Annotated in this window: 28 protein-coding genes; 16 read left to right on the plus strand and 12 right to left on the minus strand. The window is 63.0% G+C overall.

From position 1 onward, the window contains the following. Positions 1-277: 277 nt before the first annotated feature. On the minus strand, positions 278-616 hold the full coding sequence (locus ABID26_RS29225; protein ID WP_126100734.1) for a hypothetical protein: 339 nt from the start codon (positions 614-616) through the stop codon (positions 278-280). A gap of 263 nt (positions 617-879) precedes the next feature. Here ABID26_RS29225 and ABID26_RS29230 point away from each other — a divergent pair, with 263 nt between their 5' ends. The 7 genes from ABID26_RS29230 (at position 880) to ABID26_RS29260 (ending at position 5,723) form a co-directional block, all read left to right on the plus strand. Next, positions 880-1,125 (plus strand): hypothetical protein, encoded by a 246-nt coding sequence (locus tag ABID26_RS29230; protein ID WP_126100733.1) that lies wholly within the window; start codon positions 880-882, stop codon positions 1,123-1,125. Between the two features lie 61 nt (positions 1,126-1,186). After that, positions 1,187-2,239 carry a sensor histidine kinase gene (locus tag ABID26_RS29235; protein ID WP_126100732.1) on the plus strand — a complete coding sequence of 351 codons (1,053 nt, stop codon included), beginning with the start codon at positions 1,187-1,189 and terminating at the stop codon, positions 2,237-2,239. Positions 2,240-2,392: 153 nt separating this feature from the next. After that, a complete protein-coding gene (locus ABID26_RS29240) occupies positions 2,393-2,752 on the plus strand; it encodes an SPW repeat protein (protein WP_126100731.1) in 360 nt (119 codons plus the stop codon). A 148-nt stretch (positions 2,753-2,900) separates the two neighbouring features. Beyond that, positions 2,901-3,056, plus strand: a complete 156-nt coding sequence (locus ABID26_RS29245; protein ID WP_189521234.1) for a hypothetical protein — start codon at positions 2,901-2,903, stop codon at positions 3,054-3,056. 174 nt (positions 3,057-3,230) lie between these two features. Further along, positions 3,231-3,671 (plus strand): hypothetical protein, encoded by a 441-nt coding sequence (locus ABID26_RS29250; protein ID WP_292374792.1) that lies wholly within the window; start codon positions 3,231-3,233, stop codon positions 3,669-3,671. After that, positions 3,655-4,554: an HTTM domain-containing protein gene (locus ABID26_RS29255; RefSeq protein WP_292345436.1), complete on the plus strand. Its 900-nt coding sequence runs from the start codon at positions 3,655-3,657 to the stop codon at positions 4,552-4,554. Before ABID26_RS29250 ends, ABID26_RS29255 begins: the two co-directional genes overlap by 17 nt. Next, complete coding sequence (locus ABID26_RS29260) at positions 4,551-5,723, plus strand: hypothetical protein (RefSeq protein WP_292374794.1); 1,173 nt, start codon at positions 4,551-4,553, stop codon at positions 5,721-5,723. Before ABID26_RS29255 ends, ABID26_RS29260 begins: the two co-directional genes overlap by 4 nt. A 17-nt stretch (positions 5,724-5,740) precedes the next feature. Here the strand turns inward: ABID26_RS29260 and ABID26_RS29265 are convergent, their stop codons facing one another. Both ABID26_RS29265 and ABID26_RS29270 read right to left on the minus strand, forming a co-directional pair. Beyond that, on the minus strand, positions 5,741-6,298 hold the full coding sequence (locus ABID26_RS29265) for a hypothetical protein (protein WP_292374796.1): 558 nt from the start codon (positions 6,296-6,298) through the stop codon (positions 5,741-5,743). Positions 6,299-6,758: 460 nt separating this feature from the next. Then, complete coding sequence (locus ABID26_RS29270) at positions 6,759-7,229, minus strand: Lrp/AsnC family transcriptional regulator (protein WP_126100730.1); 471 nt, start codon at positions 7,227-7,229, stop codon at positions 6,759-6,761. Between the two features lie 141 nt (positions 7,230-7,370). Between ABID26_RS29270 and ABID26_RS29275 the strand changes: the two genes are divergently transcribed. Together ABID26_RS29275 and ABID26_RS29280 are read left to right on the plus strand one after the other, a co-directional pair. Continuing rightward, positions 7,371-8,126 (plus strand): tryptophan 2,3-dioxygenase family protein, encoded by a 756-nt coding sequence (locus tag ABID26_RS29275; RefSeq protein WP_354417255.1) that lies wholly within the window; start codon positions 7,371-7,373, stop codon positions 8,124-8,126. A 225-nt stretch (positions 8,127-8,351) separates the two neighbouring features. After that, positions 8,352-8,774, plus strand: coding sequence for a DoxX family protein (locus tag ABID26_RS29280; RefSeq protein ID WP_126102746.1), 423 nt, complete (start codon positions 8,352-8,354; stop codon positions 8,772-8,774). A gap of 86 nt (positions 8,775-8,860) precedes the next feature. Here the strand turns inward: ABID26_RS29280 and ABID26_RS29285 are convergent, their stop codons facing one another. From ABID26_RS29285 to ABID26_RS29305, 5 genes are all read right to left on the minus strand, one after another. Continuing rightward, positions 8,861-9,166, minus strand: a complete 306-nt coding sequence (locus ABID26_RS29285; RefSeq protein ID WP_126100728.1) for a hypothetical protein — start codon at positions 9,164-9,166, stop codon at positions 8,861-8,863. 245 nt (positions 9,167-9,411) lie between these two features. Next, a complete protein-coding gene (locus tag ABID26_RS29290; RefSeq protein WP_354417258.1) occupies positions 9,412-9,768 on the minus strand; it encodes a hypothetical protein in 357 nt (118 codons plus the stop codon). A 149-nt stretch (positions 9,769-9,917) separates the two neighbouring features. Continuing rightward, complete coding sequence (locus ABID26_RS29295) at positions 9,918-10,187, minus strand: hypothetical protein (RefSeq protein WP_126100725.1); 270 nt, start codon at positions 10,185-10,187, stop codon at positions 9,918-9,920. A 196-nt stretch (positions 10,188-10,383) separates the two neighbouring features. Then, positions 10,384-10,836: a hypothetical protein gene (locus ABID26_RS29300; protein ID WP_126100724.1), complete on the minus strand. Its 453-nt coding sequence runs from the start codon at positions 10,834-10,836 to the stop codon at positions 10,384-10,386. Between the two features lie 119 nt (positions 10,837-10,955). Further along, positions 10,956-11,303, minus strand: coding sequence for a hypothetical protein (locus tag ABID26_RS29305; protein ID WP_354417261.1), 348 nt, complete (start codon positions 11,301-11,303; stop codon positions 10,956-10,958). A gap of 319 nt (positions 11,304-11,622) precedes the next feature. On the opposite strand from ABID26_RS29305, the gene ABID26_RS29310 reads away from it, so the two are divergent. The 6 genes from ABID26_RS29310 (at position 11,623) to msrA (ending at position 15,925) form a co-directional block, all read left to right on the plus strand. Further along, on the plus strand, positions 11,623-12,126 hold the full coding sequence (locus ABID26_RS29310; RefSeq protein WP_354417263.1) for a hypothetical protein: 504 nt from the start codon (positions 11,623-11,625) through the stop codon (positions 12,124-12,126). A 76-nt stretch (positions 12,127-12,202) separates the two neighbouring features. Next, entirely contained in the window at positions 12,203-12,538 is a 336-nt protein-coding gene (locus ABID26_RS29315; protein WP_354417265.1) for a hypothetical protein, read from the plus strand. After that, positions 12,483-13,172 carry a terminase large subunit domain-containing protein gene (locus ABID26_RS29320; protein ID WP_354417267.1) on the plus strand — a complete coding sequence of 230 codons (690 nt, stop codon included), beginning with the start codon at positions 12,483-12,485 and terminating at the stop codon, positions 13,170-13,172. The genes ABID26_RS29315 and ABID26_RS29320 overlap by 56 nt, the downstream gene beginning before the upstream one ends. 362 nt (positions 13,173-13,534) lie before the next feature. Beyond that, complete coding sequence (locus ABID26_RS29325) at positions 13,535-14,536, plus strand: bestrophin family protein (RefSeq protein WP_354417269.1); 1,002 nt, start codon at positions 13,535-13,537, stop codon at positions 14,534-14,536. Positions 14,537-14,999: 463 nt separating this feature from the next. Continuing rightward, complete coding sequence (locus ABID26_RS29330; RefSeq protein ID WP_292345422.1) at positions 15,000-15,251, plus strand: hypothetical protein; 252 nt, start codon at positions 15,000-15,002, stop codon at positions 15,249-15,251. A 155-nt stretch (positions 15,252-15,406) separates the two neighbouring features. After that, positions 15,407-15,925 carry a peptide-methionine (S)-S-oxide reductase MsrA gene (msrA, locus tag ABID26_RS29335; protein ID WP_292345420.1) on the plus strand — a complete coding sequence of 173 codons (519 nt, stop codon included), beginning with the start codon at positions 15,407-15,409 and terminating at the stop codon, positions 15,923-15,925. Between the two features lie 160 nt (positions 15,926-16,085). Here the strand turns inward: msrA and ABID26_RS29340 are convergent, their stop codons facing one another. Continuing rightward, positions 16,086-16,301, minus strand: coding sequence for a hypothetical protein (locus tag ABID26_RS29340; RefSeq protein ID WP_135887463.1), 216 nt, complete (start codon positions 16,299-16,301; stop codon positions 16,086-16,088). 144 nt (positions 16,302-16,445) lie between these two features. Between ABID26_RS29340 and ABID26_RS29345 the strand changes: the two genes are divergently transcribed. Continuing rightward, positions 16,446-16,715 (plus strand): hypothetical protein, encoded by a 270-nt coding sequence (locus ABID26_RS29345; protein ID WP_292345418.1) that lies wholly within the window; start codon positions 16,446-16,448, stop codon positions 16,713-16,715. A 59-nt stretch (positions 16,716-16,774) separates the two neighbouring features. On the opposite strand, the gene ABID26_RS29350 is transcribed toward ABID26_RS29345, so the two are convergent. From ABID26_RS29350 to ABID26_RS29360, 3 genes are all read right to left on the minus strand, one after another. Next, on the minus strand, positions 16,775-17,320 hold the full coding sequence (locus ABID26_RS29350; protein WP_292345416.1) for a PAS domain-containing protein: 546 nt from the start codon (positions 17,318-17,320) through the stop codon (positions 16,775-16,777). Between the two features lie 563 nt (positions 17,321-17,883). After that, positions 17,884-18,336: a GFA family protein gene (locus ABID26_RS29355; protein ID WP_126100711.1), complete on the minus strand. Its 453-nt coding sequence runs from the start codon at positions 18,334-18,336 to the stop codon at positions 17,884-17,886. Positions 18,337-18,484: 148 nt separating this feature from the next. Continuing rightward, the gene (locus ABID26_RS29360) at positions 18,485-18,775 is read right to left on the minus strand and encodes a hypothetical protein (RefSeq protein WP_126100710.1); all 291 of its coding nucleotides are present in this window, start codon (positions 18,773-18,775) and stop codon (positions 18,485-18,487) included. Positions 18,776-18,789 lie beyond the last annotated feature (14 nt).

Raw genomic sequence — 18,789 nt, forward strand, 5'->3', positions numbered from 1 at the left:
TTCATTTGCTTGGAAGCTAACGGCGGCACTGCCCCGAGGTTCCTGACATGGCGAGGGAACATTTAGACGTCGCTAATGTTGTTGCTGCAGTATGGCGCGCAGTCCCCGCATTCTTCTGTGAAGCGCGCGCCGAAGGACGGGTAGCCAGAACCCGATCCGGCCCGCCTCGGATTTCTCCCCCCCCCCGGGGCGGGCTTCTAAATTGATGGATCGAGAGAGATCAGGCGGCGGAAAGCGCTGTAGCCGCCTGGGCACTCGGCCGGTTGGAATCCGCCGCTCAGGCTTTCGAGTCCAAATGAAGCAGGTCGACCTGAACCTCCGGCGGCGTCCGCTCGTTAAGCGCCTTTTCCAGGTCGTTGCGGCTGTCAGCCGGACAGGCGTCGGGCAGGTCGAGGGCAGTCCGCGCCTGCTCGTCGAATTCGATCGCCGCGCCATAAAGCTGGGTCACCTGCATCACCAGGCTTTCGATGTCCTCGCGGGCGACGTTCTCGTCGAGGTTCATGAGCCTGATTTCTTCCGACAATTGGATGATGTTGACGATCCCGTCTTCCCACAGGGCATGCCGGACCTTGCAGTGGGCGTCCTCGCGCAGTCGATCCGAAAATCCTCGTGACATTGGAAAACCCTCCTTTCGTGGGGGTTTGTCCCTCTGCGCCCACTATGCGCTCGATCAGCGAAAACGGCAAACCGAAAAGCAAAAATAATTAAGAAAATCAGTAAGTTAGTATGATATGTCAAATGAGGTTTTGCAGCATCATGGGTTTCGTTAGCATGGGTCTCCCTTCACACATCGCCCTACCTTGACGCTTCATGCAGCCGACCCTACTTTTACTCAAAGTGAGACACTTACTCATTCCCGTATTTTGGTAAGGAGGCAAAGTGGCTGAGCTTGAGCGCCCGCAGCGGCTGCAGATCATGCTGACCGACGAAGAGCTGGCAGCGCTGGAAAACTGGCGTTTTGAAAAGCGTATGCCCAGCCGTTCGGCCGCGGTGCGTGAATTGCTGCGCCGAGGTCTTGCGTCGGACGGCTTCCTGACCGCCGAGGCGGGGGTGAAGTCACAGGATTTCGGCGTGCTGGCTCCCGAAATAGGTAACGGCGAAAATCCCGACCGTTCCAAGGCTTAGGCGCTTGCCTTGGTCCCCGGCCGCGCTAGCTAATGCCGATGGCGATATCCGGGGCGAATCAGTGAAATCCGGGGGCGGGAAATCAGCAGATACCATTGCCAATGCGCGGCTGGCGGCCATCGTCGACTCCTCCTACGACGCCATCATCAGCAAGGATCTCAACAGCATCATTACCAGTTGGAACCATGCGGCTGAGCGCATGCTAGGCTACAGCGCCGAGGAGGCTGTCGGCCTATCCATGCTGCACCTTATCCCAGAGCATCTGCACGACGAGGAGAGCGACATCATCGGCCGAATCCGCAAAGGCGAGGGAGTGGCAAGTTTCGACACGACGCGAAAGCGAAAGGATGGCTCGCTGGTCGCGGTTTCAGTTACGGTTTCGCCGATCAGGAACAGTTCCGGCGAGATTGTCGGTGCGTCCACAATCGCCCGCGACATCAGCGCCGCCAAAGAGAGCGAGCGTCGCATCCGGCTCCTGATGCGCGAGGTAAACCACCGCGTGAAGAACCAGTTCGCGGTGATCCTGTCGATGGTGAGGGAAACCAACAAGCGCTCCGCCAACCCCGGCGAATTCGAGGACATGATCCGCGCGCGCATCATGGCGCTGTCGCGCTCGCACGATCTCCTGGTCACTTCGGAATGGGCCGGCGCCAGCCTGTTCGACCTCATCCAGGAACATCTGAAACCGTTCGGCCATGAGGAGCGCATCTCGCTCTCCGGTCCCTTGCTGACGCTGCAGTCGAATGCCGTGCAGAATCTCGGCATGGCCTTCCACGAACTCGGCACCAACTCGTCAAAATATGGCGCGCTGGCGGGCGAGGGCGGCCGCGTCGAGATCACTTGGACGGTCGAGACCGGGCCGCAGGCCCAGCGCCGGTTTCACCTGGTCTGGCAGGAGGCGTCGAATGGCGATACCGGCACTGGCGAGCCGGATGAGACCGCGCGCAAGGGCTTCGGCACGGTGGTGCTCGAGCGGGTGGCGCCGCAATCGCTCAGCGGCTCCTCCAGCCTCGAACGCTCGCCCGGTGCGTTGAAATGGTCGCTGACGGCGCCGCTCGAGGCCATCGTCGTGCCGCAGCTCGGAACGGACACCGAAAGCGATTTCAGCCTCTGAAGGCCGTTTTCAGCCCTCCAGGCATCTTCAATCCGGAAACGACGCCTGGCCGCGGCCTCCTTGCAGGTCCGTAAAAGAGTATTACATCAATTAATTAAGCGTGCGCTGTGCACGCTTGTGCAGTTGCTTCTGTCAAGCTCCATGGAGGTTGTCATGCCAAGCAAACTGATGGAAGGAAGAAAGAGCCAGGACTGGATCAATCTCGTCCTCGCGATCTGCCTGTTCATCTCACCCTGGGTCATCGGATTCACCGCGGCAATGGTGCCCGCGTGGAACGCCTGGATTGTCGGCGTTGCACTCGGCGCGCTGGCGCTCGCGACGCTTTCGGTGTTCGCCGAATGGGAAGAATGGGTAAATATGGTCCTCGGGCTCTGGCTGATCGTGTCGCCCTGGCTGCTGGGATTTGCAGCAGACAGGAACGTGATGCTCACGCACGTCGTCCTCGGCGTGCTTGTGCTCGCGGCATCGGCCTGGGCCGTCTGGGACTTCCGTCACCCCCACGCGCATGCGTGAGCGGTGATTGAACGGGGGCCCGCCGCGCGAGCGGCGAGCTCCTGGAACTGCGCGAAGACATATCGGGGCATGGGGCTGAACGGCGGTTGCGGTTTCACGCAATTGCTGCAAGCGGACACCTTTTCGTGCATTCTTGGGAATGGCCTCGATGCTCCACCCCGACAAGCCTGCCAAATGCTGCTCCTATTGCGGCGGCCGCGACCATGATTTCGAGGAATGCCCGAAGCGCAAGGCCGACGCGGAGAAGGAAGAGGCGGCGCGGGAACCCGGGCCGGCTGCCCGTGCGGAGCCTGGCCTGAACTGACGTCCGAATACCGGCCGCGGCGTTCTTCGCGCCTCCCTTCTGTTTGCCCCGTCCTCCGCGGCAACTGCGGGAACCCAGGTATCTCCCACAGGCACGGCGTCGAGCCCTGACTTTTTCTGGGATGATCGAAGAACGGGCGTCGGACCGGCTTATAGTCGGGACGGGGGTGCGCGGGTGGCGGATGTCGTCTCAGCCAGAATCGGTGCGGAGCCTGCCGGGCGGGTGTCGGCAGGGCGCTTACGGTTTTTCGCATTCATGGCGATCGCCGCGTTCATGATCGCCGGTCCAGCCGCAGAGCAGGTCTTCGGGGTACGAACGGCGCTGCTGCGCTCCTGGACCATGTTTAGTGCGATTGGGCTCGACGTGATCGACGCTTCCTTCGAGATCCGCCGCCCCGACGGCGCGCTTGTCCCGCTCGACCGGTTCGAGATGCTCGGCGCTCCTCGCAACGGCAGGCTGAAGCGGATCGAAAGCCGCGACGAACTGGCTTCCGTCATCAAGCGGCTCTGTACGGCCGCAGGGCAGGGCGCCGACATCCGTGTCCGCGCGCGGCAGGCCGCGCGCAGTGGCTGGCAGACCGTCCACACCGATGCCGAAAATGCCTGTGCCGACTGACGCGATCAGTGACCGGCCCGGCTGGCGTCCGATGCGCGCCATGGCGGCACGCTTCGTTGACTGGGCGGTTGGTACGGAGGGCTCGTCGCGTTCGTCCGCGTTGGTCCGCATCGGCCTGGCAATGCTGTTCTGGTCGCGTTGGGCGGGCGAGTTGCTGCTCTATAGGGACCAATCGCCGATCGGTCTGTTTCTGGCAGTCAACTTCTTCGTCGCCACAGCGCTGCTCTTCGTCGGCTATCATAGCCGCATCGCCGCTCTCTGGACGGGCTCGGTCGGGCTGGCGATGTACTACTATTTCGGCCACCAGCTTGGTCGCGAGCCCTGGACCCACCATCATGCCTATTTGCTTGCCATCGCCGCGCTGCTCATCGCGCTCACCCCCTGCGGCCGCTCGTATTCGCTGGATCGCTACCTGGCGGTGATCCGCGCAGAACGCTCGGGTCATCCGCCGCCAGCGGAACGCGGCAATCTTTGGGGGCTGCGACTGATCGTAATGCAGCTCTCGGTGCTCTATTTCTTCGCCGCCTTCGACAAGACGACCTACGCCTTTCTCAGCGGCGCGCGGATCGAGCAGATATTCCTCTGGTATTACGCGGGCTCTGACCATCCAGCCGGCCTTGCCTGGCTCGCCACGATCGTGTCTCCCGCCGTGGTCGCGCTCGAATATTGTCTTGCCTTCGGCCTGCCGTTTCGTCGGACAAGGCGCTATCTCGTCCTGCCGGGCCTGGTCTTTCACGCCATCATCTATGTGACGCTGCCGGTCTATACGTTCAGCGCCACCATGGCGTTGCTCTATCTTGCCTATTTCGATGCGGATGCAGTCGACAAGGTCATCGCGCGACTCCAGGGGATCGGGTTGGCCGCCAGAGAGGGAATTTCGTGACGCGCGGTTTGTTCTTTTTGGGCGCCCTCGTCGTCGCGCCGGCAATCGGCTTGGCCATGTTCTGCGACGCGGCGCGTGCCGGCGGTGCGAAGGACTATTATCCCAAGCGCGCATGGGGCTCCTTCAACGGTGGCCAGATGAACACGTCGATCCTCGTGTTCCGCGACCTCAACAGGAACGGGGTCTACGACCTCGGCGACCGGCCGATGCCGCATGTGGCGGTCGAACTCGGCAAGCCGAATGGCGACACCGCGATGAGGTGGACCAATGCCGGCGGCTTTGCCAATTTCCGGATGTCGGTTACCCAGCGCGATCTCGAGGTCGTCGATCCCGGACATTACTCGTTCCGGGTCGTGCCTCCGCCAGGCTGGTCCATCACCACCGGGAACGCGTCGCAGGAAAGCGACTATGTCGTTTCACCTGGTTCGCCAGGCGACATGATCGCACGCGCTACGACGCGCCCGGTCGGGCTTGCGCCAGATCTGACGATCAGCGGCGCGGTCGCCGCCGGGTCGCGCATTTCCCTCACCGGGCCGGACGGAGTCACCGCCGCTGCCAGCGTTGAGCCGGATGGATGGTTCAGCGCACCCGCGACGCCCGGCGAATGGCTGGTCGACGTTTCGGCCGACGGGGCGACACAGCGGCGGAAAATTGTGGTCGGCGATGCGCCGGTCGTTCTCTCCGCGTTTTCGGGCAATGGCGGACCTGCCGAGGAGCCGCTGCCCGAACAGCATGTCGTCGGCTTCGACGACCTGCTGACGACGTCGGGCGTGTTCGAAATTCCATCCGGCTATGGCGGGCTCGACTGGTACAATCTCGTTGCCATGCACCAGCGCTTCACCGACGGCCCGGGCTACGTCAACACGACCATGTCGGGCGAATTCATCGCCTACAACAGCTCGGGGCACCCTGCGCAGGCGTTCAGCGACAAGCCGTTCGATTTCACCGGCGCCTACTTCGGCGCCGGCTGGAACGACGCGGAGGGCGAGACGCTTGTCCTCAAGGCCTGGCGGGGCGACCAGCCCGCATATGAGGATCAGGTTGTGCTGTCCGCGAGCGGTCCGGTCTACTTCGCGGCCAACTACATGCGCATCACGCGGCTCGAGATCCGGACACAGCATCACTGGCAGGCCGCGATCGACGATTTCGCTTACCGCACCGGTCCGTAGCGCGACGCGCTTTACGGTCAGGCCGCGTCAGCAAGACGATCTCTGGGAGATTCCGCAGGAACGGGCGCCGTCCGAATGGGTGGTGTTGTGATGGCTGGAGCCGCCGCCATTGCCGCTGGAACCGCCGTTCCCACCTGAGCCTCCGTTCCCGCCGTCCCCGCCATTTCCACCGGCACCGCCGTTGCCGCCATTGCCGCCGGAGCCACCGTTACCACCGGATCCTCCGTTCCCGCCGTTTCCATTGGCACCGCCATTGCCGCCGTTTCCACCGGCGCCATTGCCGCCATTACCGCCGGCGCCGCCGTTGCCGCCATTTCCACCGGCGCCGCCGTTGCCGCCGTTCCCACCGTTACCACCGGAACCGCCGTTCCCACCGTTTCCATCGGCACCGCCATTGCCGCCATTTCCACCGGCGCCACCATTGCCGCCGTTCCCCCCGTTGCCGCCATTCCCTCCGTTGCCGCCATTTCCACCGTTGCCGCCGTTTCCCCCGGCGCCGCCATTGCCGCCGTTTCCATCGGCACCACCATTGCCACCATTGCCGCCATTGCCGCCGTTTCCCCCGTTGCCGCCATTTCCGCCTGCGGCTTGGACCAGAAGAATGCGCTTGCCCTTTTGCATTTGGGCTACGGGATCTATTGACCGGTCGAATCCGTCTCGCAGCTCCGGCAAGACCGACGCCGCGCGAGTTGCGGTGGCCGTCGGCACCAGCATGGTCGACGCGAGCAGCGCTGCCGCCAGAATACTCCCGAGCTGTGGCAAGGAACGGCGCGCGATACCGGCATCCGCCATCAATGCGAAAAACCGCAAGCGTCCTGCCGACCCCGCAGGCTCCGCACTGATCCTGGTTGAGACGATATCTGCCACCCGCGTACCCCCGCCTCGACTATAGACCGGTTCAACGCCTGATCTTCGACCATCCCAGAAAAAGTCAGGGCCCGACGCCGCGCCTGTGTGGCCGGCCTCCGCGGCTCGATCGGGGGATCGGGCCTCCTGCTGCTCCGCCAACGTCTCACATCGTTTGGTGCGCGCGCCTCATCCCCTCAACGCATGCGACGCCGCGTCGGCAAACGAAATGTCGCCCTTGATCTCGCGCATCGCCATGGAGGTTACGGTGCGGCGCACGCCGGGCAGCCGGCTGAGCTCGACGCGCAGCATCCGGTCCAGCGCCCGCATGTCGACGGTAACGATCTGCAACAGATAGTCGGCCTCGCCGGTGGTTGCATAGCAGCGGCGGATCAGCGGGTGCTTCTTCACCGCCGCCTCGAAAGCGTCCGAGACCTCGAAGTCGATCGACACCTGGATGAAGGCCTCGATGCCGAAGCCGATCGCGGCAGGATCGATGCGGGTGGAGTAGCCGCGGATGACGCCGGCGTCTTCCAGCGCCTTGACCCGCTTCCAGCAGGGCGTCTTGCTCAGGCCCACCTCCTCGGCGAGTTCGCCGAAGGAGACGCGCGCGTCGCGTTCCAATGCGGCAACGATCTTGCGGTCGTGGACGTCCAGCATAGTCCGTTCTCCAAAATTACTGAAATTGACGGGATCGTACTCCATTTTTCGCAATTCGGATAACAGAAAGGAACAATGTTCAAGCCGGAAGCGCTATCCTTGGGGCATCTGTCGAACCATGCCCGCGCGAGGAGACGAGCCATGGACAAATCGGATTATCATGCACGCATCGAGGCGCCCGAGATGCGCGACTATGGCGTCTACCTGAAAGTCGACCAGTTGCTTGCCTGCCAGAAGCCGCTCGCCGAGATGGTCAATGCCGATGAGCTGCAGTTCCAGATCGTGCACCAGGTAGAGGAGCTATGGATGAAGCTCATCGCCTACACGCTGGTCGACGTGCTCGACTATCTGGAAGAACAGGATACCCACCGCATCGTGACGCTGATGGGGCGGGTGCACCGGCTGGTGCGCATGATGACGGTGCAGCTCGACCTTCTGGAAACCATGTCGCCCAAGGAATACCAGCAGATCCGCCTCGAGCTCGGCAATGGCAGCGGCCAGGAATCGCCGGGCTTCAAGCTGATCCTGCGCCTGCCGCCGGACCTCTGGCGGGCCTTCAGGCACGCCTATCTCGACGGCCGCGGGCTCTCCGTCGAGGACATCTACGACGCCCATTACGACCATGGCGACGCTTACGTCGTGGCCGAGGCGCTGATCGAGTTCGACGAGCTGTTCCAGAAATTCCGCGCCAACCACCTCTATCTGATCCACCGCTCGATCGGGCTCGGCGCGAAGTCGCTGAAGGGCCGGCCGGTGGAGATCCTCGAAGGCGGCGCCCGCCACCGCTTCTTCCCCGAGCTCTGGGACATACGCTGCGACATGACCGACCGCTGGGGCGCCGCCTACGGCACCGTGCGGGATTCGATCAGCCATCCGCCGCAGGCGAAGGCGGGGTAGGGGCGGGCTCCCCTTGTGGGAGAAGGTGTCGCCGAAGGCGACGGATGAGGGGTGTTCCAGCGGAGTGAGACGTTGGCGTTCCCTGGAACACCCCTCATCCGTCTCGGCGCTGCGCGCCGATCCACCTTCTCCCACAAGGGGAGAAGGAGAAAAATTTCCCACTCCTGTCGGAACCATCGCCCGTCATCCGTCCTTGGAGCACATCAACCGCTTCAACCGGAGGACATCGTGGAAACGCAATCGACCTGGCAGACCGCCGCCATTCTCATCGCTCGCCTGATCTTCGCCGCCATGTTCGCGATGGGGGTGGCGTTCAAGTTCATGGATATGGGCGCCACCGCCGGCTACATCGCCGCCGCCGGCTTCCCGTTCCCGCTGTTTCTGGCCTGGTGCGCCGCAATCCTCGAAACGCTGCTGGTGATCGCCTTTCTCACCGGCGCCCTCCTGACCCCGGCGGCGCTGATCGGCGCGGTCTATGTCGTCTTCCTCGGCTTTGCCTTCCACGGCCCGTCGCACTGGGCCTCGAACCAGGCCGAGTTCGGCGCCTTCATGTCGCATTTCCCGTTCGCCGCCGGCCTGCTCTTCGCCGCCGTCCACGGACCCGGTAGCGTGCTGGCGGTCCGGCAAGGCGGGCCGGGCGGGGCATGAACTGTTCCTTCTACCCGTTTACGCGGAGAAGGTGCCCGAAGAGCGGATGAGGGGCAGCGCAGGCATCACCGGCGGAACAGCCCGCCTCACATCTGATCGTTATACGGCTCCTTCATCTGGCCGACCATGCGCGCCAGCTTGGAGAAGGACGGCATGTCCACTTCCGGCTGGCACTGGTTGGCGAGCTCGAGCAGGCGGATCGGGAAGTTGACGGCGTCGCGGCTCGACGCCGACATGCCTTCGGACCGGTCCTCTCCGGTCTCGACGGCCTCGGCCTTGCGCAGCGCGATGTCGATCTCCTCGACCGTCAGCACCCCTTTGCGCACCAGCACATGGTTGATTGCCGCGACGGCCATCAGCAGGCCTTCGAGTTGCAGATTGGCGACGTTCATGGCGCTTCCTCCCATTGACCTCGCCTGAAAAACGCGCGAGCGGCGTTTCCGATCCGGCGCGATGCTTGGTGCCGCTGCGTGATCGCTCCCCGAGTAGCTAATCGGGCCGTTTCGGCATGACAGCGTCGAGGATAAGCAGCGCCGCGTCGATCCTTGCGCGGCGGCGGGTAGGAAGCAAACGCCGCGTAACAATCATCGATGAGGCGCTGAAGCTCGGGCTGCATGGTAGCGACCAGGCGGTCCCGCTATTTCCTGCCCTGCAGGATACGCACGAAGCGACTATTGTCGGCCGTCTGGGAATGAATACCCTGGAAATCACGATAGGTGAGGCGGCCGCTTGCCCATGCATTGAAGAACCGGCTGCAGAACGCGCTAGGAACGCGCGCGACGCTGACATTCATGAGCTTTGCCACGGCCTGCCTGTCCTTCGACTGCCTCGACCCCACCTGCTTGACGCAGTCGGCCATCACTTCTCGCTTGAAGGCAGGGTTGCCTTGCATCGCCGCTTGCGCAGTGTTCCATTGGCCTTCATTGGCGCTGGTGCAGCCAGCCAGAAGTGCGGCGCCGACAAGCACCGCGGCAAAACGCATTTCGAAACGCATCTACACCCCTGAAATCAAATCGCGCCCAACCCAAGCAAAATTCCATGGCACGGACAAGACGGCTTAGAATAACCCCGAGTAGATTGCTTGGTCCACTGCGGCGATTTCTCACGGTGCGGAAGCCGCCGCGAGCCGGCCGCCGGCGAGGACTAGGCTTCCATCAGGCGCTCGCCATATTCGCTCCAGAGCTGCTTGACCTCGCGGCTGCCTAGCGGCGGCGTCGTGCGGTCGCCATAGGAGATCGCGACGGCGCTCAAGTCGTACTGGCCGTCGGCCTCGGCGATGAAGCGGATGGCCTCGCCGAGCGGCCTCGAGTGGAAAACGGGATCGGCCTGGCCCCGGCCCAGGCTGCGAACGCCCGAAATGCTTGCTGGCACATGCCGCATCCGAAAGACGGATGCCATGGCAGGTTTGTCCATGCCCGCTCTCCGCGATTCTATGGACGAATGATTCCATAAGGTCATGCTAATGACCAGCCTGTGCAAAAAGGCCAGGCTGGAACCTGGCCTTTTCTGTCAGGTCCGTGAGCAGCGGCGAGACGGCGAGCCGTCTCGCGCCTGCCCGGCTTCTGCCAAGTCTTTGAGGCAGCGGCGAGACGGCAAGCCGTCTCGCGCCTTAGCGTTGCCAGCGGCGGAACCAGTCGGGGTCCGGCTGCGAGCTTCTGGCGATAGTGAGGCCCATCAGCACGCCGAACAGCCCGCCGATCGCAACCGCGGTTGAGATCGTGCCGGGGTTCTGCTGCACCGTTTCGGACACGCTATGCGCCTGGGTACGCAGTTGCTTGGCCGCGCGCGAGGCGCGGTGGGATGCCCCGCTGTATAGGCTGGAGGCGCGGTCGGCGGCGCTTTGATACCAGCCATGAGCCGCTTCCTCGGCCTGGTCGGAGAGCATCCGGTTGAGCCGGCTCACCTCGCGCTTCAGTTCCGCGATCTGCTTCTTCATCTCCGCCTCGGAGGCGTTGGAAGACCGCGCGCTGCGGCGCGACGCGCTTCTGCTGCGCGCGGCGCTCGTCGTGCCCTTGCCGTTGCCACTCGCCCGAGTTGCGGTGCCTATGTCATTGTCTGCCATTGGTTTTCTCCTTTTTCTTCCTGCAACGGTCTGGGCGGCTCCTGGTTCCCGCAAGCCGCCAAAGGCAAGGGCCGCGGAGCGGACTCCACGGCCCTTTTTGGTGCAACGAAACTCAAATGCTACTTGCCGCAGTTCTTGTCGTTGACGGTCGGCGCGGTGGTTCCGGGCGACAGGTTGCTGGCATCGGGCTGAGCGCCCTGCGGACCCGGCGCGCAATTGCGGTCGGCATTCGAGTTCATGCCGTCGTCATAGGCCGGGCCGCCATAAATGCTGCCGGTCGTGCCCGGATCGACATTGTCGGCATTGGGAACGACCGTCTGGCCGCTGCCGCCGGTCGTACCATTGGTGGTGCCGGAACCCATATGGCCGGATGTATCGCCCGAACCCATATGGCCGGCGTCCTGGGCCATCGCTCCCGTGGCAAGACCGATCGTGAGCGCCGAGGCCGCAAGGATAGTTTTAAACATGGTTTTCTCCTTTTCTTGGCGAAAGGTCGTCGCGTCGCGACATGGGCCAACCGCTCGGCCCGCCCATGGTTCCGACAAAAATGCCCACCTGCGGCGACCTGTCCCGGTTGCGCCGTTTTTAGGCGACCGGCGTTTGCGGTGGGATTCAAAAAATAGGAAAATTTGCCTAGAAGCCATTGCCCGGTGTGGGCAGCAATGCTATGATTTTGTCCATGGTGCTGATTTGCGCCAACGACCCGCCGCCCGGCGGGTTTTTCTGTCCCACGGGGGTGGGCGGGAACTCGACCTTCCAGTTGAATCCAATCCGCGGAAGTCTTCCATGCCACGCTATGCCACCATCATCACCGGCGACGACGGCGCCGAGATCGTCAGCGCCATCGGCGAATTCGAATCCTTCGGCCTGCCGCGCCGCGCCGGTCGCGTTGAGGAGGTGGCTCCAGGCGTGCGCATCGGTATGGTGCGTGGCGGCGCGGTCGATGCGGTCGCCGGCTTCGGCTTTCCGCGCCAGGGTCTGGATCATTGGTCGATCGCAGCCGTGACGGCCACGCTGAAGGCAGCCGCGCCGGCGCCGAAGCTGCCGATTTCCCCCCTTGTGGGGGAGATGGCCGGTCCACCCTCCGCAGCTGCTGCGCAGCTGCTGCGAAGGACGGGCAGGCCAGAGGGGGGCGCTGTCCTGCCGGCCTCGGCAATTGTCACGGCTGCGTTCGAACAGGCCGCGCCGCCAAGGCGAGTTCGCGCAAAGCCACGCAAGAAACCGGCGCGCAAGGTCGCCAAGGCGCGAACGGCCAAGGCACCAGCCTCCGATGCGCCGGCCCATGGCTGACGGGGCGAGCAAGGCGCGACGCAGGACGACCGGCGCCCGAACCGCAAGAGCGAAACCCGCAAGGGCGAAGCCTGAATTGGCTGCCACGCCGGCCACCCGCCCCAAGCGCTCCAAAAAGACCCTGGGCGACGATTTCACCGCCGCACTGCGCGCGGATTTCCGTGCCCACGGCGCCGGCGTCATCGCCGCGGTGCGGGCGGAAAAGCCTGAGCAGTATCTGAAGGTCGTGCTGACGCTGCTGCCCAAGGATTTTTCGCAAAACCTCGATGCCGATAAAAACAATCTCGACCGGATGAGCGATGAGGAAATCCGCAACCGCATCCGCGGTCTCGAGGCGAGGCTGCGGCCGTTCCTCGATGATGCAGACCTATTTGGCGCTGCTCGAGGAGCTGGACCGACGCCGGCGCCGTAACCTATTGGCCCGCTACCGGCCCTACGACCGCCAAGCCGAATTCCACGCGGCAGGGGCGACGAACCGGGAGCGCCTGTTCATGGCCGGCAACCAGCTCGGCAAGACCAGGGCAGGGGGCGCCGAATGGGCCATGCACCTCACCGGCCGCTATCCCGACTGGTGGACGGGCAAGGTGTTCGACACGCCGGTCCGGCTCTGGGCGGCCGGCGTCACCGGCGAAGGCACGCGCGACAATCCGCAGCGAGTGCTGATCGGCCCGCCGCAACAGCAGGCCGAATGGGGCACGGGCATGATCCCGGCCGATGCGATTGCCGACACGGTGATGGGCCGCAATGTTCCCGGCGCGATTGACAGCGTCGTCGTGCGCTGGGGCGGTGGCGGCGACGTGCAGGCGGGCGAAAGCGTGCTGTCCTTCAAGAGTTACGAAAAAGGCCGCGAGAAATGGCAGGGCGAGACGCTGCACGGCGTCTGGTTCGACGAGGAACCGCCGCTCGATATCTATTCCGAGGGTCTCACCCGCACCAACGCGACCGGCGGCATCGCGATCGTGACGTTCACGCCGCTGCTCGGCATGAGCGATGTGGTGCTGAGGTTTTTGAGCGCTGCGGAGGTGGAGAGGATTGGGAAGGGGTGAGTGGTCGGTGAAGTCCAATCTCCCCCACAAGGGGGAGGGCAATCGCATATGGCTGCGCCAGCCCCCACTCCGGCCGCTGCGCGGCCACCTCTCCCCCATGTTCATGGGGAGAGGTGGCCAAGCTTTTCAAGGCCGCGACCTTCGCGGTTTGCGTTTCCTCTCCCTCCACGAATGTGGGGGGAGAGGTGGCTCGGCGAAGCCGAGACGGAGTGGGGGAGCGCCACATGCGATTGCCCTGCCCCTAAGGGGGGAGATTGGCAGCTTCGCCCACGACGCCCTTTACGTCCCGCTTTCAAAACAATCCCGAGCCCTTATGGTGCGCAATCGCGTGATTTGCATGCCATGAGGATTTCAGAACACCGATGTATGTAGGCCGTTCCTATAAATTGTTGGACTTCGCGCTGTGGACGCGGCGCAGCGTCATCTACATGGTCGTGGTGAGCGGATTGGCGATCGCCGCCTACCGCCTTCCTGCCACCGTGGGTTTCTCGGTGCCGTGGTCCATCGTGCTTGTGCTCGGCACCACGGTGTCGCTCGTTACCGGCTTCAAGAATTCGCAGGTGTTCACCCGCAGCAACGAGGCCCTGCAGGCCTTTTCGCAGATCACCGCGAGCAGCCGGATGTGGTCCAGCCTGTGCAGGAGCTTCACGGATACCGCGACCGCCAGGCAGCTCATCCACCGCCATCTCGCCTGGCTGACGGCGCTGCGGTTTTCGCTGCGGCGGCCGATGCCGTGGGAATCCCAGGCGAAAGAAGTCAATATCGAGTACCGGCGGCGCCGCTATCACGTCCAGGAGGCCAAAAGCTCGCTTGGCGACGAACTGCGCGAACTGCTGGGGGAGGAAGCCGAGAGCGTGCTGAAATCGCCACAGCCGGCGATAGCCCTTCTCGACATGCAATTGGCCGAGGTCAACGGCTTGCTGAAGAGCACCAGCATCCCGACGCAGGTCTATCCAGAGCTTATGAAACTCATACGCGACTTCCATGACCAGCAGGCGCGCTGCGATCGCATCAAGAACAATCCCTATCCCCGGCAATATGCGATCATCAGCTCGATCTTCATGATCATCTTCTGCACCTTGCTGCCGTTCGGGATTGTCCCGGTCTTTGCGGATATGGCCAAGTTAGGGGGCGTGCTCGGCCCCATCGCGATCTGGTTGACAATTCCGTTCAGCGCGCTTCTGGGATGGGTCTACATGTCGCTCGACCTGGTCGGCGAGAGCAGCGCCAATCCCTTCGAGGGCGGCGCCAACGATGTGCCCATCTCGCAGATCTGCCGCGACATCGAGATCGAGTTGCGACGAGGACTGGGCGAAACCAGCCTGCCGGCGCCATTGGCGCCGGTAAATGATATCGCGACGTGAGGCGAGGCTCTCCCTTCTCCCCTTGTGGGAGAAGGTGTCGCCGAAGGCGACGGATGAGGGGTGCTCCAGCTTGGCACCGCAGCACTCCGTCGCGCACCCCTCATCCGTCTCGGCGCTGCGCGCCGATCCACCTTCTCCCACAAGGGGAGAAGGAAAAGGGCTCCTCAATCCATGTCCCGACACGTCACCTTCATGACCATCGACGATGCCGGGCACTACTCGCCTGAGCAGCGCGCCGAGATCATCGCCGCCTATCGGACATCGTATTCGAGGTGGTGGTGAGGCGGTTCAAGCCCGCTCCGGATGAATAAGGACGGCCCGGCATGGGCGCGCCGCCGATTCCAGAACCCAGTCGTGGGACATCGAACCGTCGGCAAGAGTTTTTGAAATCTCCATGAACCAATTTGCCCCGCCGAGCGACGCATGGCTGCAAATGAACACAATGCACCATGGAGATTTTCCGATGACCGCAATCCTGCGCAATGCACTTCTCGCCGCCGTAGCCGTCTCGGCCTTGGGCGGCTCCGCGATGGCCGGCCAGCAGATCTACGAATGCGACAACACGCCGACCAACAAGCTGTGGGCCGGCCGCTGCTGCGGCGTCGGCGACGCCAATTGCCTGGGTGGCGAAAGCCACGGGCATGACAGGGGCAACCCCGGCCGAGGTGACAACGGCGGGAGCAACAACGGCCGAGGCGACAAAGGGCCCAAGTGAGGCTGACCAGGCATCCGATGCTCGCCGGTTGCCCAACCGGCGAGCATCGGCGCAGACCAGGCCCGCGCTCCGTTACCTCACCTTATCCGGCCTTGAGCGGCTGGACGAAGCAGGCCACAATCCCCACCTATGGAGAAATCCAAAGGAGGTTTGACATGGCTTCTTCCGAACGCGCAGTCCTTGCCGGCGGCTGCTTCTGGGGTATGCAGGATCTGATCCGCCGTTTCCCCGGCGTGATCTCCACCCGCGTCGGCTACAGCGGCGGCGACGTGCCGAACGCGACCTATCGCAATCACGGCACCCATGCCGAGGCGATCGAGATCGTCTTCGATCCGACCAAAACCAGTTTCCGCACGCTGCTCGAATTCTTCTTCCAGATCCATGATCCGACGACCAGGAACCGCCAGGGCAACGATGTCGGCTTGAGCTACCGTTCGGCGATCTTCTACACCAGCGACGAGCAGAAGCGGGTGGCCGAGGATACCATCGCCGACGTCGACGCTTCGGGTCTATGGCCAGGCAAGATCGTCACCGAGCTCGCTCCGGCCGGCCCCTTCTGGGAGGCCGAGCCCGAGCATCAGGATTATCTGGAGCGCTATCCCAACGGCTATACCTGCCATTTCGTCCGGCCGGGCTGGAAGCTTCCCGTCCGCGAAAAGGCCGTCGCATCATAAAAAATAGCGGCTACACAGTAGCCTCTTGTCCATGATCACGCCCGCCGAGCCGAAAGGCATGGCGGGCTTTTTTGCGTTCCGGGCTCCCGGCCGCCATGCCGAAAGGCATTGTGGCCTTTGTGTTTTGGGCTCGAAGCCTGCCGGGATGTGCCGCCGACGATCAGCCTTTGGCCCGGCGGTTCTCGTTCTCGTGGCTGCCGATCCAATGGGCGCGGATACGGTCGCTGGCTTCGAGATAGGCCATGTCGATGAGATAGGTCAGAAGCTTTTCGCCATCGGCCTCAGCTTTCTGGCGAAGCTCCCGCAAGATCCCCTGCGCAAATTGCAGGTTTTCCATTTTGCTAGGCTGGTCCATCGGTGCCCCCAATGTCTGCATGGGAAGTTTGGCTCACTATACTTGTACGAAGGTTGTAGTCTGACTCACGGCTAAGCTGTACCCGGTTGCACCCGCGCCCGATCAACGAAGCTGTTGGACATTGCGCGGAAATGTCGATATTTTACGCCCAATCGGACAGCGACCATGCACGAAGACGAGGGCAGCACTCCTGACAAGCTGCAAGCTATGCTTGACGTGATTGCCAGGAGCGAACCCTCTAGCGGGAGCGGTGAGGCCGATGTCGGCAGGCTGAAGGCCGACGCCGCCAAGGCGGCGAATGTGCTGATCGAATTCTACGGCGACGCTGCCCTCGAACGCGCCAGGCTTATCGAGCGCCGCTCGCCCCAGTCGTATTTCGCGCGCTTGGTAACGGCCGAAGTCGGCAAGCGCGGCAGGCTCCCACCCAGAAGCTAGCCTGGAAGCTGGCCAAGAAATTGGCCCAGCAACTGGCCCAGAAACCGGCAAAGATCGCCTCAAGAGGATTTGCGCCTCCTCGATTTCTCGCCAAGCCTCTGCTGGATCTCTTCCTGGATATTGTCCAGGAGGTAGGACAGCATGTCGTGCCCGATCGACTGCGCGATTTCCTTGGCTTGCTCGACATGGTTGTGCATCTCGCGAAGCGAGTGCTCCTCGCATGCGGCATCCTGCGTCAGGTCGACGAACCAGCCGGGATAGAGCGCCGCCTCGCCCATGCCGTCGACATAGCATTGGCCAACGGCCAGGATCTTGCGCAGCCCCATCTTTTCCGAACGGACCCTGTAGACTTCGCGGAAGCCTGACCTGCGCTCTATGGCCTTGCGGATCGCCAGCCGAACCCTCGGCTGGTCCTCCCGCTCGATGCTTTGCATCCACCTTTCCAGCGGCGCGCCATGCGAGAATTCCTCGAGCGTCAGATCGAAATAGGCGGACAGATTGGCGTCGCCGTAGACGCGATCGCGCTTGATGTCCCAGGTCCAAAACCCGTCGATCGGTGGATACCGCATATGCACGTTGCGGCTGTCTTCAGGCGCCGACGTCATGAAAACCGCCCCGTTCGGCTTCAAGATTCGCCAATACTATGTCGCAAAATTATAAAGAAACAAAGGTGGTCTTTTGTACAAGGCCGGAGATCATAGGTATGCTGCTGCTCGCATAGTTCGGTGGCGTAGTTGGTATGACCAGAAATATGAGTGATGAAAAAATTTCTCTTGCCGAAACGATTTTCACGTCGCTGCCGCGAGGGAAGCTTGGTACTTCACGCGATAAGCAGAAACCTTTGAATTCGAAACAACCTCAAAGGTTGTATTCGCCTGGATGCGCGGCCATGGCTGGACATTCTATCGATCTTGCAAGGCCGGCGCGGCAATGCTGGTGTGTTGCCTGAGCCGCGCCGGCCGAAGCGGCCTCCAAAAGGTGTCGCCGCGCCGGAAATGCTAATGGTCCTTGCCGCGTCGGCAAACCGACCACTGGTTGAAAGTGGCCGAATTTCAAGAAGAAGATAGGGCGCTGTGGCCTATGGCTCGACTATTTCCGGGCGTGTTGCCGGCTCGTTGGGACCGAAGCGTTCTTGGTGTAGGACTTAAGCCCTGCCGCTGCCAAGAATTTAGGCTGACTTTCGATGCGGCCCCCGCCCCGCTTCCGGTTCGCCATCATCGGCCGCCGAATCGTCGACGACCCTGTCATGCTCGAACTGGCGTGCTTCGGGCAGGGAATGCAACCAATGCTCGCGTCGGCCGATCCACAGTTCGTAGCTGGGCTCCAGCCCTTCGGTCGGCGCGACGTCCAGGCCACCGATCATCACCTCGACCTCTTCCTCGCCGACCGTTGGCAAGCGGCTGCCGCAAGTCGGGCAGAAGCTTCGCCCGCCATAGCTATTGGTGATGCCCGTGCTTTCGAAAGCCTGGCTTGGCCACACGGCAAAGGCCTGGTAGGCCGAGCCACTGGTTTTGCGGCAGTCCTTGCAATGACAAAGCCCCACCCTCAGCGGCTCGCCGGTCACCTGGAACTGCACGCCGCCGCACAGGCAACTGCCGCTACGCGTGATATCGTTGGACATGGCCGTTCCTCCTCGTCCGGCGATGCAGACCAAATCCCGCGCGATGCGAGCCGATATACGGAACGCCTCAGCATCGCCCGGGCAGTTCCCGCTACAATCCGTGCGATGGCGTGACGGTTCCCAACTTGTCTGCAAAGCGAGGCGATTCTCAGTTTGGGAAGTTGAAAACCGGCTCCTCGCAGCGATAGACGCGGCACGGACCGTCGCGGGTCGGAACCGCGACCGACATAGGGACTTCGGGCCAGTCGCACTCATTGCCATACTGGCGCACGAAACGATCGTAGGTGTTGGGCCCGGTGGTCAACACCGCTGCGTGCCGGCTTTGGATCAGCGCCTGCGTCCCCGCACAGGTCATGGCACGCGTGTCGGGCCGCGCATCGGCGGCGCCAGCAGTCAACAATATCGTGCCGGCAACAAGGGCGATCGGCAGACTTTTCATGGGGCACCGGCTTA

Source organism: Mesorhizobium shonense (genome assembly GCF_040545255.1).
GTDB lineage: Bacteria > Pseudomonadota > Alphaproteobacteria > Rhizobiales > Rhizobiaceae > Mesorhizobium > Mesorhizobium shonense.

Coding starts and splice junctions, on each gene's coding strand:
- ABID26_RS29345 (WP_292345418.1), top strand. CDS start 16,446: ATGCACGAAGACGAGGGCAGCACTCCTGACAAGCTGCAAGCTATGCTT.
- ABID26_RS29275 (WP_354417255.1), top strand. CDS start 7,371: ATGGACAAATCGGATTATCATGCACGCATCGAGGCGCCCGAGATGCGC.
- ABID26_RS29350 (WP_292345416.1), bottom strand. CDS start 17,320: ATGACGTCGGCGCCTGAAGACAGCCGCAACGTGCATATGCGGTATCCA.
- ABID26_RS29255 (WP_292345436.1), top strand. CDS start 3,655: ATGCCTGTGCCGACTGACGCGATCAGTGACCGGCCCGGCTGGCGTCCG.
- ABID26_RS29285 (WP_126100728.1), bottom strand. CDS start 9,166: ATGAACGTCGCCAATCTGCAACTCGAAGGCCTGCTGATGGCCGTCGCG.
- ABID26_RS29300 (WP_126100724.1), bottom strand. CDS start 10,836: ATGGCAGACAATGACATAGGCACCGCAACTCGGGCGAGTGGCAACGGC.
- ABID26_RS29265 (WP_292374796.1), bottom strand. CDS start 6,298: ATGGCGGCAACGGGGGAAACGGCGGCAATGGCGGCAATGGTGGCAATG.
- ABID26_RS29245 (WP_189521234.1), top strand. CDS start 2,901: ATGCTCCACCCCGACAAGCCTGCCAAATGCTGCTCCTATTGCGGCGGC.
- ABID26_RS29320 (WP_354417267.1), top strand. CDS start 12,483: ATGATGCAGACCTATTTGGCGCTGCTCGAGGAGCTGGACCGACGCCGG.
- ABID26_RS29270 (WP_126100730.1), bottom strand. CDS start 7,229: ATGCTGGACGTCCACGACCGCAAGATCGTTGCCGCATTGGAACGCGAC.
- ABID26_RS29310 (WP_354417263.1), top strand. CDS start 11,623: ATGCCACGCTATGCCACCATCATCACCGGCGACGACGGCGCCGAGATC.
- ABID26_RS29295 (WP_126100725.1), bottom strand. CDS start 10,187: ATGGACAAACCTGCCATGGCATCCGTCTTTCGGATGCGGCATGTGCCA.
- ABID26_RS29360 (WP_126100710.1), bottom strand. CDS start 18,775: ATGAAAAGTCTGCCGATCGCCCTTGTTGCCGGCACGATATTGTTGACT.
- ABID26_RS29225 (WP_126100734.1), bottom strand. CDS start 616: ATGTCACGAGGATTTTCGGATCGACTGCGCGAGGACGCCCACTGCAAG.
- ABID26_RS29325 (WP_354417269.1), top strand. CDS start 13,535: ATGTATGTAGGCCGTTCCTATAAATTGTTGGACTTCGCGCTGTGGACG.
- ABID26_RS29330 (WP_292345422.1), top strand. CDS start 15,000: ATGACCGCAATCCTGCGCAATGCACTTCTCGCCGCCGTAGCCGTCTCG.
- ABID26_RS29340 (WP_135887463.1), bottom strand. CDS start 16,301: ATGCAGACATTGGGGGCACCGATGGACCAGCCTAGCAAAATGGAAAAC.
- ABID26_RS29355 (WP_126100711.1), bottom strand. CDS start 18,336: ATGTCCAACGATATCACGCGTAGCGGCAGTTGCCTGTGCGGCGGCGTG.
- ABID26_RS29290 (WP_354417258.1), bottom strand. CDS start 9,768: ATGCGTTTCGAAATGCGTTTTGCCGCGGTGCTTGTCGGCGCCGCACTT.
- ABID26_RS29240 (WP_126100731.1), top strand. CDS start 2,393: ATGCCAAGCAAACTGATGGAAGGAAGAAAGAGCCAGGACTGGATCAAT.
- ABID26_RS29305 (WP_354417261.1), bottom strand. CDS start 11,303: ATGTTTAAAACTATCCTTGCGGCCTCGGCGCTCACGATCGGTCTTGCC.
- msrA (WP_292345420.1), top strand. CDS start 15,407: ATGGCTTCTTCCGAACGCGCAGTCCTTGCCGGCGGCTGCTTCTGGGGT.